At 60.2% G+C, this 20,575-nt stretch carries 7 protein-coding genes and 1 pseudogene; all 8 read right to left on the reverse strand.

Annotated elements, in window-relative coordinates; genetic code table 11:
* Nucleotides 1-182: 182 nt before the first annotated feature.
* Nucleotides 183-1,802, reverse strand: coding sequence for a nuclease-related domain-containing DEAD/DEAH box helicase (locus tag JGR64_RS12485; protein WP_199373754.1), 1,620 nt, complete (start codon nucleotides 1,800-1,802; stop codon nucleotides 183-185).
* A 126-nt stretch (nucleotides 1,803-1,928) separates the two neighbouring features.
* Complete coding sequence (locus JGR64_RS12490) at nucleotides 1,929-2,630, reverse strand: SprT family zinc-dependent metalloprotease (protein ID WP_199373755.1); 702 nt, start codon at nucleotides 2,628-2,630, stop codon at nucleotides 1,929-1,931.
* A complete protein-coding gene (locus JGR64_RS12495) occupies nucleotides 2,630-5,731 on the reverse strand; it encodes an HsdR family type I site-specific deoxyribonuclease (RefSeq protein ID WP_199373756.1) in 3,102 nt (1,033 codons plus the stop codon). Before JGR64_RS12495 ends, JGR64_RS12490 begins: the two co-directional genes overlap by 1 nt.
* Nucleotides 5,724-7,601 carry a DUF262 domain-containing protein gene (locus JGR64_RS12500; RefSeq protein ID WP_199373758.1) on the reverse strand — a complete coding sequence of 626 codons (1,878 nt, stop codon included), beginning with the start codon at nucleotides 7,599-7,601 and terminating at the stop codon, nucleotides 5,724-5,726. Before JGR64_RS12500 ends, JGR64_RS12495 begins: the two co-directional genes overlap by 8 nt.
* 18 nt (nucleotides 7,602-7,619) lie before the next feature.
* Nucleotides 7,620-8,876, reverse strand: a complete 1,257-nt coding sequence (locus JGR64_RS12505; protein ID WP_199373760.1) for a restriction endonuclease subunit S — start codon at nucleotides 8,874-8,876, stop codon at nucleotides 7,620-7,622.
* Nucleotides 8,867-11,272: pseudogene (locus JGR64_RS12510) on the reverse strand (N-6 DNA methylase). The gene JGR64_RS12505 and the pseudogene JGR64_RS12510 overlap by 10 nt, the downstream one beginning before the upstream one ends.
* 65 nt (nucleotides 11,273-11,337) lie before the next feature.
* A complete protein-coding gene (locus JGR64_RS12515) occupies nucleotides 11,338-17,451 on the reverse strand; it encodes a DEAD/DEAH box helicase (RefSeq protein WP_199373762.1) in 6,114 nt (2,037 codons plus the stop codon).
* Complete coding sequence (locus JGR64_RS12520; protein WP_200649744.1) at nucleotides 17,448-20,543, reverse strand: hypothetical protein; 3,096 nt, start codon at nucleotides 20,541-20,543, stop codon at nucleotides 17,448-17,450. The genes JGR64_RS12515 and JGR64_RS12520 overlap by 4 nt, the downstream gene beginning before the upstream one ends.
* Nucleotides 20,544-20,575: the final 32 nt, after the last annotated feature.

A 20,575-nucleotide genomic window follows, 5' to 3' on the forward strand; every position in this document is an offset into this window, starting at 1 on the left:
GCTTTAAACCGGCGGTGGTGAATTTGCGGCGCGCACTCTAACTGCAATGTTGCTGGTACGCGAGTACTATTTTCGCGACTGACTGGAAGATGGAATGGGGCGTTCCGCGGCAGATGCACATCATGCAACCGGGGCGTCGCACAAGCTGCGACTAGTGCGCATGACCGGATATTCCGATCGCCTCAGCGGCTCATGTCGACAAACAGCGTGGCGCCCACGGTGGCCCGGGTCAGCGCCACATACAGGGCACGGCGCCATTCCGGCTCGCCCATGCTCGAAGCGTTGCCGCCCAGCACCAGCGCATGCGCGCACTGCTTTCCCTTCGCGCGCGCCACGCTCTCGGCCAGCAGGGATCCCGACGTCATGACCTGCTCGCCCTCGAGCGTATAGCCACCAGTAAAGCGCCGGAGCGAATAGGGGCCGATGGAGTCACCCAAGGGCTTGAGGCCGCTGGTGCCCTGCATGCCGATGACCATCAGGTCCGACAGGTCCAGCCCCTTCCGCAGCAGTTGGGCGATCTCCCGCTCCAACGCTTCCGTCAGGTCCTGCTCGCCACCGCGCAGCTGGCGGACCTCAAGCCCGGAACCTTCAGCCGGGTTGAGGAAGCGGACGCCGCTTGGCGCCACATCGGCCAACTCGGCAGCCAGGCGCGTCGGCGTGCGGTAGTTGTCCAGCACGCGCAGTACGGCATGACCGCGGTGACGCCCGGCAGCGCGTTCCATCAGGTCCTGCTCCGGGTCGCCCACCCATACAAAGTCACCGTCGGGCGCCAAGAGCTTGAGTAGCTGGTCGATGTCTTCGTCCGCAAGATCCTGGCCTTCATCGACGAAGATGCTGTCGTAGAGGAACTCTGCGGGCCATTCAAGCCTCCCAAGCGCCTCCGTCGTCTCCTCCTCGAGCTGTCTCCAGAACACCCAATCGGCCTTTTCCGGGAATCGCAGCTCGATACCCAGCGCTTCGGCCAGGTTGCGGCGCAGGGAAAACCAGGTCTCCACCGTGGCCCCGGGCAGACCGTTCCGATGCAGGTCCGCGAGTGGCCGATTGAAACAGGTCAGCAAGGTGCGCCTGCCGGCCGCCACGGAGCGACGGGCGAGCACCCGCAGGAGTTCCGACTTTCCCGAGCCGGCGCAGGCCTCGATGCGCAGGCGCATCGGCTGCATCTCGAAGTTCTCCAGCACCACGCGCATGGGCCCGGACAGCTGGATGCGCATGCGGTCGGCCAGGGTGCGGTGGCCGTGCAGGCTGGGCACCAGGTCCAAGGCGCCTTCGAGGAAGGAGACGATTGCGGCAACCTTCCCTGGTTCTGGCTCCCCGCCGCCAATCAGCTCCTCGATGACACGGGGCAATCGATCGGCTCGCCCCTGGTCGACCAGGCAGCAGTCGTCCAGCGCAATGTCCTGCACATCCTTGATGCGAACATCCGGAAAGTAGCCCACGCTGATGCAGCCCGTCGGCGGCGGGACGCGACCGCGGTGAAGCTTGCGCAGGAAGCTCTCACGGTTGCGCGCCATCTGCTTGCTGACCGACTTGGTCTGGCCGCCGTACGCCTTGCTCAGCTCCCCGCCTTCGTACTCGACCGAGCCGTTCTTCTGCTCGATCAGCACGACTGCACCGGCCGGTGAAATGACGACAAAGTCGATTTCACCCTGCATGAGTCGGCGCCGGGTCGGGAGCGTCCAGTGACAGCCGTGTATGACCACCCAACTGTCCGGCAACCCTTGACCCAACGCCTCGGCCGTTGGCCATTCGGACGCATTCTCGAAGTCCTGGGGCGAGAGATCGGAGGGAAGCAGTCGTGCCATCTAGGTCTGACTCGTCAGGACGGATCACGCATTGTAGGCGGCACCATCCATCCGATGAGACGTGATTGTCGACAAGACGCTGCGGGCCTTTTATCGGCACGTGCCGCCGCTCTTGCCTCGGCGAGATCAGACGTCCGCCAGCGGAAGCCTGTTGAGCTCTGCCCGCGCTTCACGCCATCGCGGAAAGTGCTCATCCAACAGTGATATGAAGCGCTCGTCGTGCGTCGGCGCGATCAAATGGGCCATTTCGTGCACCAGCACGTACTCCAGCAGGTGCCTGGGCTTCTTGACCAGTTCTGTGTTCAAACGGATGTGGCCGCGGGCATGGTTGCAGCTGCCCCAGCGCGTCTTCATGCGTTGCAGGTAGTAGGCACGCACCTTCACGCCGATCCGAGGCTCCCAGGCACGGATGAGGTCGGGAAGGACCGCATGCAACTGCGCCTTGTGCCACTCGTGCATCACGTCCGCGCGCTTCGCGTCACCACTCCCGGGACGAACCATGAGGGTGATGCGCTTGTGGTCCTGGCGAACGCCAGGCTTGGCGTCCACGTATTGGACATCGAGCAGATAGCGTTGGCCCCAGAGGTAGTGGCTCTCCCGGGTCACGTGGCGCCTTGGTGCCTCGCGCACCTGGGCATGGAACGCCGTCTGCTGCTTCCGGATCCACGAAAGCCGGGTAATGGCATAGGCCCTCAGCACGTCCAAGCGGGTGTGAGAGGGTGCGACCAAGGTCACCCTTCCTTCCGGCGGGTGTACAGACAAGTGGACGTGCTTGACATCCTTGCGCGTCACCGCGATTTCGATGTCGCCCAGCTGCAAGGTGTCCATCAGCGGTATCCGGCCTGGTTCTTGACCAGCTCGAACAACCGCAACATCGCAGCACGGTCGCCATCGACCAGCCCAAGCAAGGTGCTCCGCACGACCTGCTCCTTGATTTGGTTGCCCTTCCAGTCGGCCGGAACACTTTCACGCATTGCAGTATCGATCTGCACTGCCTTGCTGATCAGCTCGCTTTCATGCAAGGTGGCGACCTGGGCAACATGCTTGGCGTCGACGGGCCTGGCCAGGATATCCGGCAGGTTTCGGTAAACTACGATCGCCTCGGGTCGGCCATGCAGCGCCTCCGGCGCCTGCTCACCACCAGACGCATGCGCAGCCAGTTTCCTGGCCAACGCCTCGGCCTGCTTCAGGAACTCTTCGTAGTCCTTCGCGTCGTCATGCGACTGCTGGATCAAATCCTCCAGCAGGCTGGCCATCTCCGTGAAAAAACGCGGGTCGGTCAACCGTTCCTGGATGATGGCCTTGCGGACGTTATTGATAATCCCCTCGGCCACGGCCTTGTTGCTGGCGCCCTTGGCATTCAGCTTCTGCGCGATGGCATCGTGGATACCGGTCTTGACGATCAGGTCGACCAGTGACAGGTCGCCCATGTCACCGAGCGCACGGGCGTCGTCGGCCTTTACGTAACGGTTGAGGAGATCGCGCATGTCACCCTCGAAGGGCTTGACGTCGAATTCCTCTCCGGAATGATTCTTTATGGCGGCGCGCATCTCGGCGTAGAAGGCGACTTCTTTCTCAAGCCGCGCAATTTTGGCGTCGTCGTAGCCGGTACTCGCCAGCTCGCTTCCGATATCCGCCCAGGCCCGCACAAAGGCCGTGACCAGCTTGTAGAAGGAAATGCGCAGCGGCTCGGACTGCTCCAGCGCTTCGGCGTCCTGCGACTCACCGCAGAAGTAGCCGATGAACTGCTCCAGATCCCGCGGCGCTAGAACCGGCTCGCACAAGTGCAGCAGCGCTTCCCGGCTTTCCTCCAGCTTCCTGGTGCCTTCAGCAATCCAGTTCTTCAACGTGACATTGCCATCCTGGCCATCCCTTGAATCTACCTCCAGCTGATCGGAACTGTAGACGGAAATGGCTTCCTGCACCTTGCCGTACAGTTCCTTGAAATCGACGATAAAGCCGAAGTCCTTGTCGTCTCCATCGAGACGGTTGGTACGGCAGATCGCCTGGAACAGGTCGTGGTCGCGGAGGTTGCGATCCAGATAGATGTAGCTGCAGCTGGGCGCGTCGAATCCCGTCAGCAACTTGCTGACCACGATCAACAGCTTGCAGTTGGCCGGCTCGTCCTTGAAGCGCCGCTTCATCTCGGTTTCGTACTTGTCGGTGCTGTCGAACCCATCCAGAACCCAATCCTTGTACGTATCGTACTTGTAGCGGTAATCGCTGCCGGCCGGCTCCTTCGAGTACTGGGACCTGTCGGGCTCGAACGACGTGATGACGCCGACGTGCTTGCCGAACTCCGTGTTCTGGAAAAGCCGGAAGTAGTGGCAAGCGTCGTAGATCTCGTCCGCCACGAGGATTGCGGTGCCGCGGCCGTCGTTGAGGCGGCGGCGCGTGTCGAAATCCTCCAGAATGCTGTTGATGATCCGGTCCTTGCGCTCTTTGGAACTGAGCAGCTCCTCCATCGTGGCCCAACGCTTGCGCAAGGCGGCTTGCTGGAACTTGTTCAGGTGCTTCGTCTTCTTGTCGAAGTAGTCCTTGATCTTCGCCTTGCTGCCCAGTTCCTGCGGCACCTCGCGTGCTTCGTACCTGAGGTCCAAGACCACCTTGTCAGCCACCGCCTCAGGAAACTTGTAGGTGTGGATATAGGTTCCGAAAACTTCGTGGGTGGTCTGCTTGTCCTTGCGCAGCAGCGGCGTGCCGGTGAAGCCGATGAAGATGGCATCGCCCAGCCAGCGCTTCATCTGCTTGTTCATGTCGCCGCCCTGCGTGCGGTGGGCTTCGTCCACGAACACGTAAAAGCGGCCGTGCACTGGTGGCGGCAGGCCTGCAAGGTCCGTGGTATCGAACTTGTGGAGCAGCGCGCACAACAGCCTTGGCGTCGTCGCACCAAGTTTATCCACCAGGTCGGCGCGGGATGTCACGCGCGACGAATCGAGTCCGGCGTTCTTCAGCACCCGGCTGATCTGCTCGTCAAGTTCATCGCGATCGGTGATGACCAGGATGCGTGCAGTCGGATCGTCTTCCAGCAGCCATTTTGCCAGCAGCACCATCAGGATGCTCTTTCCGCTCCCCTGGGTGTGCCAGATAACGCCGCCTTCGCGCTTGCCAGTGCGCTCCTGCGCCGCCTTGATGCCGGCGTACTGGTGCTGACGCGGCACCTTCTTGATACCGCCATCGAAGATCACAAAGTTGTAAAGGAAATCCAGGAGGCGCGCCTTGTCGAACAGCTGCGCCAGTGGGCGGTCCAGAAGGACGCCTGCTTCGCCACTCGCTAACCCAGCCTCATCCTTCCACCGGACGTAGAACTCCTCAAGGCTGCCGACTGTGCCGTAGTAGATCCCTTGGGAATCACTGCCCGCTAGCAACAACTGCGCCGTGCTGAAGAAGCCTTCGTTGAACTGCTTCTCCTGGTTGCTGATCAGCTGGCGGATGCCTTCGGCCATGTCCCGGCTGCTGCGCTTAAGCTCGATGACGGCGATGGCGATGCCGTTGATGTACAACACGATGTCAGGACGACGTACCAAGTCACCGCGTAACGTGACTTCCTCGGCCAGGGCAAAGTCGTTCTTGTCCGGACTGGTCCAGTCAATGAAGTGAACCTTGCGGATTGGCTCGCCAAGGGCCGTCTGCACGTCGGCGCCGTAACGCAGCAGGCTGTAGGTCTTGAGATTGGCGTCGTAGAGAGTGTTGGCGCTGATCTCGGCGGCGGCCAGCAGTTGGCGTAGCGCCTCGGATATCTGCGCGTCGGAATAGCCGCGCTTCTTCAGATTAGCTGAAAGATACTCGGGCTCAATGGAGCGATTGACCTCGCGCCTACCCCAGTCCCCCAGATAGTCGTAGCCCAGGCAATCTACGCGCGTCTTGTCTGTGAACAGTTCGACGACCCGGTTCTGGGTGGTGCGCTCGGCGCGAGGGCGGCTAGGCATTGGCGGCTGCCTCCAGCCTGGCGGGCGACCAAATCGCTTCCGCGAGCGCCATCAACAGCGTGCCTCGCTTGCCCTGTTCCACCCTGGTGAAGTCCGCATAGGCTTCGAACGGCAGCTGATGCTTTTCTCTGAACTGCCGGAACTTCGGCTGGTGTTCGTAGATCGCTTCGCTCAGGCTGGCCGCGTAGAAATTCTGTTGCGCGTAGATCGTCCGCTTGTCGGTGAAAGGCTTGGCCTGGAGGCTGCGGTTGACGTCTTGCGGGAGCAGCAGCAACGAGGCGACATTGTCGCGAACGTCCTCGAACTCCTGCTCGCTCGAGAACATGTCAGCGTACTTGCCAAAATCGTCGGCGAAGATGTGTTCGATGTCGTATGGATTCCTCGTTGAGCGGTCCATCAGGGACGGGAAGTTGTCGCCGCGCCCCGATTGCAGCTCGGTGAAGGCCGTCACCCGCGCCAGCAGATGGTAGATGTACGACTTGCTGTGCTGATTCAGTCCGAAGCCGGCGAGCCCCTTGCGCCACTTCTGGGTCGCACTGCCCTGCATGGTCACGTCGTCATTGACCAGCTCGTTGCGCAGTAGTTGCACGAGCTCCTCCAGACTCTTGCGGCGAATCTTCCGGTTCAGCAGGTGCATCGCGTAGTAGATCGCCGAATAGCCGGTGCGGATGTAGTTGACCTTGCGCCGCATCATCCAGATATCCAGATAGGTCGCCGTCACCGCCAGCTTGCGCCGGACAGTCTGCGGGTCGTCCGCCTCGACCAGCGGCGCGAGCAGCACGGTGTTCTGCAAGGTCAGGCCGTTGCGTGCGTTGTAGTAGATGGCCTCAAGACCGGGCGTGTAAGTCGCGCTGACCTGCTGGATCAGCAACCAGGTTTTGGAAAAAAACCGGAAGCTGTCCTTGACGAAGCCAGCATTGGCATCGGCCTTTCCCAGTCCCAACCGAGCGTGGTTATCCCGCACCCAGCGGTGGAACATGTTGCCGACCAGCTCCCAGTCCTTCTCCGTGGCATTGGCCACGCGCTCGCGGATACTCTCGGCATACTGTGCACGCAGCCAGTCGCGCATGAACTCGCCGTCACGGTCGTGCTGGTGTTCCTGGTTCACGGTGATCAGGTCCAGAACCTGACTGCGCCACGCGGCATTCACCTCGGAGCGCTTGGCCGCATCTGTGATTGGCGCCAGGAGGTAGGCCTTGAGCATGTCCATCGGGCCCAATGGCTTGCCGCGGTCGTTCATCGATTCGAAGATGACGTTAGCGTAGGCATCATTATTGGTGGCGATCTCGATCAGACCGACCTTGCGCATCAGCCAGTAGATGAAATGCGGCAAGCCGTCGCCCAGCTCCTCCACTAGGCCGCTGGCCTCCATCTCCTGGTAGCGGGCATGCATGGTCTGGATGGATTCGTCCTTGTCGTCGGGGACGAAAGGCTTGCCCTCGTACAGCGCGCGGATGATGTCCAGACGCTCCGGGATGTCCAGGTTGAACTTGGCCACGCCCATGTCATCGCTGTAGATCAGCGGCGCCATAGTAGCGGCCACTCCCAGTTTCTTCTCATTGGCGGCGCGGTAGAGGTAGATCAGCAGCAGGGTCAGCGATGTGGTGCGCTGCTGGCCATCGACCAGATAGTTCTTGCCGCTGCGCTGACTGACTATGATGGATCCGAGAAAGTACTCGCCGTAGTCGTTGACCGCGTTGGTTTCATGACCGGACTGGTAGTGGGCGAAGAACTTGGCCTGCAGGTCGTTCAGCAGGTCCTCGATGTTCTTTTTTTCCCACTTGTACTCGCGCTGGTACTCGTCGATGGCGAACGAACGGCCCTGCAGGAGGTCCTGGATGCTGCGGTAGAGCGGTGTGATGGCCGACATGGCTCCTGATCTCCCCTCTTAGACCAGCCGGATCCGGCCGGTCAGCAGTGCCTGCATCATGCCTTGCTTGAGCTGGGCGGTTTTGGCGCGTTGGGTTTCGAGGGCGGTGATTTCGTAATCCAGATCGTCTAGCAGCGCGGCGATAGCAACCTGCTCCTCACGAGTCCTCGGATACGCGATTTCCAGCCTCTCTATATCGCCCATTCCAATATTCCCCTGCGAAGATGAATTAGTTAGCAAGAGAACCTGCTTTTCAACAAACCCGCTTTGAAGCTGGCGATATACGAATCTTGCCGATAATTGTGGGGCTACCCGAATGAGCGCAATCGGCGACCAAATATTGAACTCAATCTCTGTCTCGACTAACGCAACCATTCCAACAGATGCAGCCTTACCAAACAAAATGTCACCCTTTCGTGGCCGACACTTCCTTGAGAACTCGCGATGATCGCCGTCTGAGATGTAGCGCAGATCAGTCCAATCAATCTTGCCGTCAACCAAGTTATTGACCGAAAGGAAAGGGACACCACGATCTATAAATTTTGGCGTGAGATGCGGTCCATCTGTGACAGGAGATTCCAGAAGACGGCCGAGCTGCTTCACCTCCCACTCCCCACTGAATCCCGGCAGGCGGCGCTTGCCGGTGAGCAGTTCCTGCATCGCGCCTTGCTTGATGGCGCGTTTCTTGGCGATCAGCGCGTCCTGCGCGCCTAACAGCGCATCCACGTCGCTGAGGGCGGTGGCGATGGCGATTTGCTCTGGCTTCGGCGGTTTCGCAAGAAAAGTCGCGGATAGAGAGCGCCCGTTGATGAGTGCCCGCGTCGTATAGCTTGCGCGAGTGGTCACTTGTTGTCGGAAGTAGCGTGGCGAGAAGCAGTACGACTTAAACTCGTCCACCAACGCATCTACTGTCGGGCGGGCCCGTAGAACAAAGCCACTGAAAACCGTTTGCTCGGCTTCACCGAGCAGCACAGACGCGACACCGATCTCATCGATAGTCTCTGAGGTTCTCGTGAAGAACACGTCTCCCCTGCAAACTTCGTAGGCCTTGAGCTCCGCCTTGCTGACCTCAACTCGGCCGCGCAGCTCTTCAACATGTAAGGCCGTACGGCCAAAGACATCCATGTAGTTGACGATTGGAGTTCCATGCCCGAAGAAGTGCTTTGCTTTGTTCAGTCCGTTCTTGAACGTGAAAAAGTCACCGACCAGAACAGCATCCCACTCTTCTAGAATAGACCCCACTTCGGTCTGCTTATAGCCCGCCCTCAATTCCACGCGAACCCCATCTTCGCCAGATGCCCGGCCACCTTGGCTTCAAGTTCCTTCACCTGCTCTGCCAACTGCGGCAACGGCGTGTCGTAGCGCTCCGCCAGTTCCTTCACCCGCCGCGTCAGCGTCTGCGATACCCGCTCCACTTCGCCGTGTAGGGCAGAGGACAGCGCCGCCAGCCACTTGTCGTCGACCACCAGCGTCTGGATTTCGTCTTTCGTGAGCTTCGGATACTTGGCGAAGGCCTTGGCATCCAGCTCCGCCTCCAGCGCCTTGAGCTGCTTCTTCAACTCCGCTTCATGCTCCGACAGCGTTGACCACTGCTTGAGCGCGACCAGTTCGTCAGCGTCGTCCTTGGACTTGCCGATCTGCTTGATGCGCTTCTTCACCTCGGCCGCGTTGAGCTTGTCGAGGGTGGCGAACAAGCCGTCTTCGCCGCCATGCTCTTCTTCCAACGCCTCCAGCGCGCTACTGGCGATGTCCAGCGCGGCGCTGGCGTCGCCCACGGCTTTCTGCTCGGCCGCGAAGTAGCGCGCCACGATCAGCGGCTTTGGCACCAGGTCGCAGATCCAGCCCTTGGCCTTGCCCTTCTTGTTGGTTTCGACCACGGGCTCAACCTTCCAGCCATCCGCAGACAGCAGGTAGGCATCGTCCTGCATCGTCTGCGCCCAGTAGTCCATCAGGTGCTGGTAGATGACATAAGCGTCCAGCAGCGGTGCCTGGGCGTAGGCGGCCAGCAGACTTTCGGACACGGTGTGGATGAACTGCTTGGGATGGCCGCCCTGGCCGAAGCCGGTCAGGTCTGGCCGAGTCGCCTTGGACCAGCGGGCATGCAGTTCAGTCGCGGTGGCCTGAAACGCCTTGAACTCGGCGTGGCCCAGGAGGGCCGGCTTCACTTCCGCCTGCGGCAGCCTGAGCTGCAGATAGCCGGAGCGACCTGCGCTTTGGAACACGGTTTCCCGCAGCCTGGGCATCTTCTCCCAGTAGGCCTGCAGCGCATCCACATCGCGCTGCGGGATGCCACCGAGCAGGTGGCCTTCGATGTCCTGCAGGTCTTCGGCGGCGCTGGCGTCGATGTAGCGCGGCAGATTGAGGTTATAGGCGTTCTTCGCGCTGCGGATCTCGTCGAAGCCGACCATGCGCGCGTACCCGGGCACATCCTGCGCCTTGCGGAAGGTGTCCACGATGCGGTGGATGTCCTGCTCGCGCAGCCGGTTCTTGTTGCCGTCCTTCAGGAAACCCTTGCTGGCATCGATCATGAAGATGCCGCGGCGGGCGCTGGCGTTGTCCTTGTCGATCACCAGGATGCAGGCCGGGATGCCAGTGCCGTAGAACAGGTTGGCCGGCAGCCCGACGATGCCAGTCAGGTAGCCGCTATCGACCAGGTTGCGGCGGATGGCGGCCTCGGCATTGCCACGGAACAACACGCCGTGCGGCAGAATGCAGGCGCCCTTGCCGCTGGCCTAGAGGCTGCGGACGATGTGCAGCAAGTAGGCGTAATCCCCCTGCTTGGCCGGCGGCACGCCCCAGCCAAAGCGCTGAAACGGGTCCCCGTCCGGGGTCAGCCCGGAGCTCCAGGCCTTGTCCGAGAACGGCGGATTGGCGACCACGTAGTCAAAGGTCTTGAGCCGGTCGCCGTCCTTGTACTTCGGTTCGGCCAAGGTGTTGCCCGACTGCACGGAGGCGTCCGGGAAGTTGTGCAGGATCATGTTCATGCGGGCCAGACCGGCGGTGGTAGCCGAGATCTCCTGCCCGTAGAGGGTGATCTGCTTTCCTGCTTCGGCCGCCACTTTCAGCAACAGCGAACCGGAGCCGCAGGTGGGGTCGTACGCCGTGGTCTGGCGGTTGGTGTTGTGCGTGCCGATGCCGATCAGCTGGGCCATCGTGCGGCTGACTTCCGCCGGGGTGTAGAACTGCCCCTTGCTCTTGCCCGAGTCCTGGGCGAAGTGGCGCATCAGGTACTCGTAGGCATCGCCGAGGATGTCGTCGTGCTCGGCGCGGTTATCGGAGAAATCCAGCTTCGGGTTTTCGAAGATGGCGACCAGATTCGTCAGCGTGTCCTGACGGTCCTTGCCCTCGCCCAGCTTCTTGGGGTCGTTGAAGTCCGGGAAGTCGCTGTGCGACAGGCTGCTGCTGTTGGCCTCGATCAACGGCTGGATGATCTGTGTATTGATCCGGTCGCCGATGTCCGGCTTGCCCTTCAGGGCCTTCATGTCCTCGAAGCTGGCACCGGCTGGGATGACCAGCGGCGCATCTTCGTCGCCAGCGTACTTGTCGCTGACGTATTTGATGAACAGCATGAAGAGCACGTAGTCCTTGTACTCGGACGGCTCCATGCCACCGCGCAGTTCGTCACAGGAGGCCCAGAGGGAAGAATAGAGGTCGGATTTCTTGATTGCCATTCGGTTCTACAAATTGAAGGATGATTGACTGAGCACAGCCGTGTGCAATGGGGAGTTACGTAGCCTCACTGACCTGTTGCCGATTCCAGGCGGGAAATCACAATCTGCTTCTCGCCATTTTGCGTATTTCGTGACTTCGGCGTGATGGCCAGACCACGCGTCTGTTCCCAATAGTCGACTCCTGGATCAAACATGATCCGCAGCACGCGACCATCATCTAAGTAAACGCTCAAGGTGCGTTGGTGGGGTGCATTGCGGCGAGACACTTCAACGGTGACGACCTTGAAGCCTGGCAGGCTTGCCTTCAGGTCGCGGTCGCGCTCCAAGTCGCTTTGCCAATCCCCATAACCCGAGTGTTGGCCGGGAGGTCTATCCATCACGGACATACTGACGATCTTGACCTCGCGATCGGCCGGGCGCGAATGTCCCACCACGCCCTTGACCAGTGTCGCAAATGCTCCCGCGCTGCTACGACTGCGAAAGTAGCGATCGCCGTACTCGACCCGCATGACGCTCTCATTGAGCATGCTGGGCAATGCCGGGTCGAGCTCGGCAAGCATGGGCAGAAAGAGCGCGTCGAAGAATTCCTTTGCCGCCAAGGGCGGATGCGGGTCGATCACCGTCATGGCAGCGTTGCCACCGCTGCGAAGCTCGCTCTCCAGCGCAGGTGTGTCCAGCCATTCCACTCCGGGGAAGTCCGGATATTGGCCACGAACGTGGATGCCCGTTTCTCGCTCGGATACCCAGGCGAAGAAGCCGCCTCGCGTCTCAACGAGCACCTGCGGCAGGAACTCCCCGTCCGGTTCGTCCCAAAGACCGATCTGCGAGAAGACACCAGCCTCGCGCAGGATGGCGCAGCGGCGACGGAAAGTCGGTTCAGACTGGAATCGCTCGCGCGAGACAACGAGCCTGCGCGCCACCGCCGGATAACGGTCATGCACACGCCGGGCAACTATCATCAACGGCGAAGTTTCGGTCGCTTGTTCTTCGCCTGAATCGTAAAAGGCAATGGACGCTTGGCTCGCGGTTGCCAACGTGGCGACGACGGCATCCTGCAAGCTCCTCACCTCCCAGGCGGCATTACTGCCGAGACAGTCCTTCGCACCGTCGGGCACCAGAAGTGAACCCTTGAACTGCCCGCCGAACACCCGGGTTACGGCATGGCGATCCAGCTCGCCGGCCACATCCCGGGTGTCATGCGCCAGCAGGCATTCCGGGCAGGTCGAGTCACAGTTCGCGGGGCACTTGCACGCCTCAGCTATGGCATCGGAAAGCAGTTCTTCGGCCTGTCCTTCCAGACCGGAGACATACCCGGCACCACCCGAGGCCGTGTCGTATACCAGGACTGCCAAACCTCTGTTGCCGCGGAGCAACACCTTCTGGGTGGCAAACCCGATCTCGCGCGAGTCAATGCCCAACCGCTTGGCAATTACCTTGCGGAGCAGGACGGCCAGCGTGGACGCGACGGCCGACTCCTGCAGGGGACTGCCATCTATCCCTGGCACCAGCACATACTCAAGGACATCAGTACGCGTTGTTGCCCCGAGAGCACCCAGATGTTTGACCATCCAGGGGTTATCGATAGCAGCCTGACAGGATTTATTCGTGAACGGCTGCCTGTGGGGAGTCGTCCCGTTCCGGGCCGGCTGGACCCGACCTGGAGTGGACCAGCCGCAGCCCAGGCACAGTGTGAAGCCGCTATGGGCCTGGCCGAACGTCTGGTGATAGACCTCCGAGGAACGGCCGACACGAACCCAACCCATCTGGTTGCGCAACATCCGCCGAAGGGCATAGCTCCCATCCCGGTTGCGGAGGCTGAACAATGGCATTTCACCGGGAACATACGTTGGACGCGAGATGTCATCGTTGGGCTTCGAGCCTAGGGGCACAACGAAGCCGGCAGGAACGATGTACTCGAAGCTGCTACGTGCACCATCCTCAACCGCGTGCCCACACGCTGAGCAGGCTTCGGGGCAAACCGGACTGTCAGTGACCTCGCTGCATTCCCGACAGAGCAAGCGCCAGCGCAGATTCTGGATCTCGCTTGCGGCACCGGCGTCCGCGGGACGCCGCCAATTCATTGTCAGGCCACCGACCGCATAGACAGCGCCGCCCACGACGACGTTGGCACCGGGCTGATACTCGCGTAGTGCGACAGGCAGTTCACGGCTAAGAGCGCGGTTGCCCATGGCCTTCCGATCGCTCTCCTTGCCCTTGGCCTTGCCGTTCCCCTGGACGATGATCAATTCGCGAACGTCAACCGGGAATCCACGCGCAGGCAACACCCCTCGTATCGTCAATAGTTGCAACAGGTACTCATCACAAAGCCGGATCAACCGATAGGTCAGCGCCTTTTTTGCGGCATCGTTTGCGGTCACCTCATCCCATTGGCGCTTGGCCGCATCCCACTCCACGCGCCAGCCAGACGCTGCGGCTTCAAACGATTCTCGGGCTGTGTCGAGCAAGACCTCCAGCTCAACGTCGACAAGACTGGAGCGATCCAGCAGACTCCTGATCTGTCTCCGCTTGGCCTCGGAATAGCTCTGCGGCTGCTGCAGGAACGCCATCAGACGCTGGTAGATCGAGTTGTCCCAGTGATCCTCACCAGGCTGCCCCTGGATAGTCGGGGCGCTGATACCAAAAAATCCTCCAGCCTTCATACCCAACGCCCCGTGTGCGGTACCTTCCTCCATCAGGAAGTCGCGCAGCAGCCAAGCATTGAGGTGGCGCTGGACGATCACCGGGCTACCGAGTTGCACGACCGGGGGACTGATCGTGGACGAGAGGAACTTGTCCGGGGCATTGAAAATGGCGAGCGAGCGTGGCTCTGCTCTGCACACGGTGTACGCAAGCGCCCGTGTTTCACCCCGGCGGCCAGCACGACCAGCACGCTGCAGGTAGTTGGCCACGGTGGGCGGTGGGTTCGCCATGGCAACCACGGCCAGACTGCCAATGTCCACACCCATCTCCATGGTCGTGGAACAACTCAGCACGTTGAGCGCTCCTGACTGGAATTGACTGGTGAGTTCATCCAGCCTGGCCTGGTCGATCTGCGCCGAATGCTCACGGGCCGCATAGAACTCAGTGCCGGTCAATGCACGATCCAAGGCTTCCGGCCAAAGGCCAAGCGCTTGAAGCAGATGGCCCGCCTTCTTGCCGGACAACCAGGATTCGCGCTCGCCGGCCGGAACGGATTGTCCATCACGCTCCCAGAGCACATGAGGAGGAACCGGCAATGTGACCGGCTGGCAGCTGACGGGAGATACGTCACCTTGGTGATAGGGCGACACGCCCCGCAAGGTGGTATCAAGCAGCCGCCGGGTCACTGGACAGAGCCAGAGCTGCGTCGGGCGAGCCAACTCAACCGTCGCCCAGTTGAGAAAATGGCCTGGCTGATCGCCTTTCGTCAGGTGTCCGCTCGCCAGAAGGCTTGATTTGGCAGCTTGCAGTACATCGCTGATTTGCAGGTCACGGACCGCAGGAAACGCCGCGCGCAACAGGCGGGGCAGGCGCGAGCGCCCCCCGGCTCCGGTGTCCGGATTCAGTCTTGGCCAGAGATATCTCTGACTTTCGCCTGTCCCGATCTCGTCAACAAGGAATTTGCGACTGAACCGGGTTCCGATCCAGTCCTTCTCGTCGTTAGTCAGTTCGACGCACGCGTTCTCGCGGACAACAAAGTCGAGGTAGATCTTGAGGAAATCCTTCCAATCCTTGAGGCTGCCGTCGATCTCTACCCACGCACGCGGCAGTTGCCCTGCCCGGATACGTTCAATGCCCGGATACCTGAGCGACACAAGCCCCAGCGTCTCGAGCGAATTGGTCCGCTTTGGCCTTCGGTACAGCTCCCGCAACAACAGTAGCCTGGCCACTCTGTCCTGTTCAACAGCACCCATGAGGTCAGAAAAGTAGGGGGTAATTGCACTCTCAACTGCGCGCTTTTGCGCTAAGGCATCCTGAACTTCCAGCCAAGCAATCGAGCCCTGTCCAGCAAGCGCTCCTTCAACCCCGCGAAGACTGTTTTCCAGAAGATTTCGCCTACTTTCGTTCTGGTTCTTTTCCACCTCGGCCACAAGCCGCTCACGCTCATCCGCGTAGACCTCGCGATCTTCCTCGGAGAGCGGCCTGGGCAGCATTTCAGGAACCACGTAGCGGATGTAGTCGCGCAATGCGCCGTCGTACAAACGCGCCGCGCCGCGAGCAGTTCCTTGCCGGCTATCTGTAAACATGAGCAGCCGCCGGCCTTCCATCAGCACACCGTCTCCCATCGCCTTAGGGTCTGGTGGCGCAGCCGACAGCAGTTCAGGAACAACGTTACTCAGTGAAAAGGGTGCAGCCAGCCGAATGGATCGCCTGGCTTTATCTGGATTTTCATTTGAACTGCCGCAACGCGGGCATCGACAAGAGCGATTTGCCTCGTCCCCATACCCCTGACTCGTGGGGCTGTAGGGATTCCAGACAACGCCTGCAAAAGCGATCTCACCGTCCAGCGCGGCAATCTCTCCGCTGACAGGGTTGAATCGGGCATCCCCTACGTCAACCTTGGCGATGTTGTCCTCCAGACTGGAGAGGATGACCTGCTTGTATTTTGCTGCCTCTGCCGGCTCATCCTCCGTAGCCTCTGCATCGGCGAGAAACTCGTCCTCATCATCGTGCATTCCTTTGACGTACTTGCGATCGGAAGACAGGACGCCCCGCAGAGCGGTTCCACCACAGTCATTGCACAGCGAAACTTCAAGTACGAGCGAGCCACAATGCGCGCAGCTGCCCTGGATCTCACCGAAGAGGGCACCGTGTCGCCAATCCTCGAGAGCCGCCGGCGCTCTGCCCGAGCAGCTGGGATTGACGCAGGCCCAGATGCCATCGATGGTCTTCTGGAAAAGGTGAGCCCTGATGGGAAGAAATCGGCCATCCGAATGCGGCGCGTCTTCCTGTTTGCCTGACGATGCCACGTCCACCCAGCGCGCTGCTTCCTGCATTGACGACAGTCCGGAGTGCTCCTGGATCTCGCTCAGGGTGGCAGCAGATCGCTCGATCAACAGGTTTCTTGTTGCCATGGCAACCGGGGAAGAGCGAAGCGCTGAAACAAGCTCCTCCGCATCACTGCATTGCTGATTGCACAGCGCTTCAAGTTCTTCGAGGCTCGGAGCGTTGCCACCAACAGGCTCAAGCGAAGGAATTTCCCTGTATCCGCGAATAACATCGACGCTCTCCTCTTCGCACCCGGCCACATCCGCAAGGAATCGCCTCAGTGCCTTTGTGGACTCCTCGCTCTGGTCGCCGATGGTTGCGGAGGTTGCAATGAACCGAACTTCGCGCGGCTGCACCTTGAAGGCCTGCAACGTGCGGCGCAGAAGCAGGGTCAGTTCGGCGGCCTGGCTGCCGGTGTACGAGTGCGCCTCGTCAATGACGACCCAGCGCAGCTTGCCGGCGGATCTCTCCAGAATTGGGCGGTCCTGCGGACGGACAAGCATCAACTCCAGCATCGTCGTATTGGTGATCAACAACGGCGGGGGGCTCTCCCGTAGCCGCTCCCGGTCAGGCACTTCCGCTGCAGGAAATGCCGCCCTACTGGCTGTCGGAAGGGCATCCTTCATGTCACCGTTGTAAAGCGCGAACCGGTGACGACCTTCCTGCGCTTCGAGCCAGGCAACAAGCCGCTCCTTCTGGCTCCTGATCAGCGCGTTAAGTGGATAGATAAAAAGGGCTTGGACCCCTTCCAGAGTGGATTTGGAACCAACCGACTGCTCGCACAGGTCGTTCAGGATCGGAAACAGGAATGATTCCGTCTTGCCGGCGCCGGTTCCGGCAGAGACCAGAATGGACTTCCCGGCTTTTGTGGATTCCAGCGCCGAGAGCTGGTGGGTGAAGAGCTTGCGATCCCTGGGAAAGTGGTAGTCGCCCGACGCGCGTTCCAGCGACTCAACGAACCCCGGCTGAAGAATTCCGGCGGCTTGCAGATCACCGACCGTCTGATCTCCGCCTTGCCACCGGTACATACACTCAATCAAGGGGTCACCAAGGATGGCACCAGGGCTCCCTGGATAGGCGGAAAGACGATCCCCAAGCCAATCACGAAGGCCCACGTCTGCTGGTCGCAGCATGCTCAACATTGCGTCCGCCAGCCTCGCCGGGATTCGATCGAGGAGCGGATGGATTTTCAGGTTTTCGTAGGTCTTCACAAGGTTCCTTCAAGCAGCGATAGCGCAACGCAGTAAGCGTCATCGAACTGAACGGGATCAATCATGTGTCGCGCGAAGAGAAAGTCGTCCCTGAGTCCAGGCTCAGGCTCGACTCCGCGCGACATCAGAATTGCGAGCTCATAGGGCGCGAGAAGGTGGGTTCGGAACAGATCTATGTCAGCCGGAAGCCTCTGAGGTCGACGCCGCGCCTGATCGAACAGGTTGTGCGCTTCAATTGTCATCCAGATAGCCTCTGCCGCCTCGCCAACATCAGGAACTCGAAGTTGGTAATCGCGACCCGATGCACTGCACCAGTCGATCACCCGCTCCTGCCATCCTTCAAGCCACGCGGGATGGCAGAGGCGCAAAGTGGGGGACTTCATCAGTCGACTTGGAACAGACAAGCCGTCTTGACCCATAAGTCGATGGATTTCATCCAGCGCGCCATTCCCCAGCTGATGGCCCGCCCACGCACGGAGCATCTCGAGTTCGCGGTGAGTGACCCGATGCCAAAAGAGAGGCACATCGTCCAAGGCCCAGCGCAGGCCCTGCTCGGCTTGAATCTGTCCTCTTAGCCTTGCCAACGCCAGCATGCGCATGGCCAGTTCTGGATTCGCTGCCAGGACCAGGAACGGATCCAACCATCGCAGTTCGAACTGAAACTCCCCCATCCATTGAAGGCAGGCATCAATCTCACTGGACGCGACGCCATCATGCGTGCTGTCAGTCCACTGCCTGTACAGGTCTACGAGCTCGGTTTCCCGTTCCGATTCGTTCGTGATCTCGATCGCAGCGTGGAAGCACCGCTTTTGAACCTGATCGTTCCTTTCGGCCGAAACCAGGCACGGGGCGGCTTGATGCGTCGTATCGACGGCAAGGTAGGTCGATGCGCTGTCAAGCCATTCTGGAATCGCCCAATTTTCCGGGTCAATGCGTTCCAGCTGCACGATGTCAGACTGGACGTCATTAGCCGGAACCATACGTTTCAATTCGAGCAAGATGTCCGGCGCAGCTCCTTCAACGGTCAGGACGCTGCCATTCCTTTTGATCCTGTATTCGTCGATCTCAAGTTTGGGGCCATTCTGGAATTGCACAACGAGCGCGTGCGTTCGCCCCCGCGGATGAAACGAGAGGGCCTTACGGTAGCCCTTGACTCGCTCATCGGAAAGGTAGAGCTTCCCGCCCTGCAAACCAATCGCATAAGCCGCGGTCCAGTGGTCACTTTTGCGACTAACCTCGATGCTGTCATGAAGATCAGAGGATGCTACAAAACCATCAGCGACCCGTGAGCTGACTTTGCTCGTACCGACATGAACCTCTTCTCCTGTTGCCACGCTCGAAAACGAGGTCAACATTGACCGCTTGAACGTGATTCCTATCTCGGAACCTTCGGCTATAACAGTGACGTCCAGCTTTGAATCCTGGCCAAATTCGAGTATGTAATTTCCCTCCGGATTTGGAGCATGGCCCTTGACTTCAAGGTTCCCGGGAATACTGAACGAAACCGATCTATTAGTGATTGTCGGCCGAAATTCTTCGGGTAGCACAAACACTCTTCGACGTTCTGCAAGCACATCGCCGTCGGTTGATACCAGTCGGAACGACAGATGTCCTGTTTCCGTTCGTACCGGCCGAGTATTCCACTCCTGCTCTCCCGCCTTTCGCCACTCGATCCGCCCAGAAAGGGCTCCGGAACGACGGGCGATTGGATCTCCCAGGAACACTGCGGAGAACTTGTGCGTCTGGAAAGCGGGAGTCTTGCCTTTAAAGTCGAGGTAGACCTGAGGTCCGTCGTATCCCGCGTGGATCAGTGCCAACTCGCCATCCGCATCAATGACCTGCGCCCTTCCGGTCACTTTCCAGAGCGCCTTGCTCACACCTTGCAGCGACAGGCGCTCGCCGGTTTTCACGGCATCGCCCGTTACTTCAGTCCCTTCTGCCACGGCTACCAGCAGTTCTGAGGTGCGCAGCCGCACGGGCGCATCGGCCTTGTACACGTACTCGCCCCTGCGTGGTTCAAACACCCAGGTTGCACTTTCTCCCAGAGGCTCACCCCGCGCGCACTCTAAGGGCAGATACCTCCCATCAACATCCTGCCGGACGAGCGAGATACGTTGGCTTACCTTGCCGACCAGAACCTCTTCAACGTCCCTCGGCAGCCTGTACGAGCCATCCTTTTGTAGTTGGAGACGGAAGGCTTCGCCTACCGGTTCTTGTTCTTGCCCCATCGCGTACTGGATCAAGAGCATCTGGCGATTCTCATCTGGCAATTCGATGCCTTCGCTGGGGACCACTGCGCGCGCTTTCATGGACCAGATGCCGTCGCTGCAAGAAAGTATCCGATCGACGGCCAAGGCATCGCCACCAACAGCGGCGGTGGCGACGCCGAGAAGCTCTGTGACGATTTCTCGTGCGGTACTTTCTTCTACCCTGAAAGGCAACTCCCTGCTCCAATTCGGAAGTTCCCACAGCGGAGCCAGCGGACCACTCGTCCATTTGGCTCGTTCAGTTAACCGAACGACCGCGTCAACCAAGTCTGCGCACAATTTGGGGAGGTGGCCTGCCTCCTGGTAAGCCTTCCTTAGCTTGCCGTTATCAACAGCCTCCGAAATCAGCTTGGAGGCTTCCGATTGAAGATTGTCGCTGCCAAGTGCGCGCCCTCTCACAAGCTCATCCAAGACGCCTCGAAGCGTCCTGCCCCGTCTCAGCATCCCACTTGGGAGGCCCGCTTGAGAAATAATCGTTTGGAGGAGGAGTACTGCACCTCTATCACCTTTGATAACGGGCACTCGGTACCGGTTTAAGCTCAGCTCCATCAGCGTGCGGAACCTTGCCTGACTGTACGGGGTGGTGCCGTAGAGTCGGTCGATTTCCGCCCCACAATCCGCCCATGACGGCACGCCGCCTTCTTCGTAGCTCGAAGCGAATCTAGCTGCTGCTACGGGCGCTAGCGCATGAATTTTCTGCTCATCGATCGCAAGAGGGTGGTTGAGCAACACCTCAAGACCAGACAGATGCCCCATATCAACCTGATATTGGTAAAGCGGCCGCCCATCAATGGGTTCGCGCCCCAACCTCTCTACTGCCATCACGCCCCCTGTCATACAGCCTTTGCGACGCCCCC

Origin of the sequence: Luteimonas sp. MC1572 (assembly GCF_016615815.1) — a bacterium.
Classification (GTDB): domain Bacteria; phylum Pseudomonadota; class Gammaproteobacteria; order Xanthomonadales; family Xanthomonadaceae; genus Luteimonas.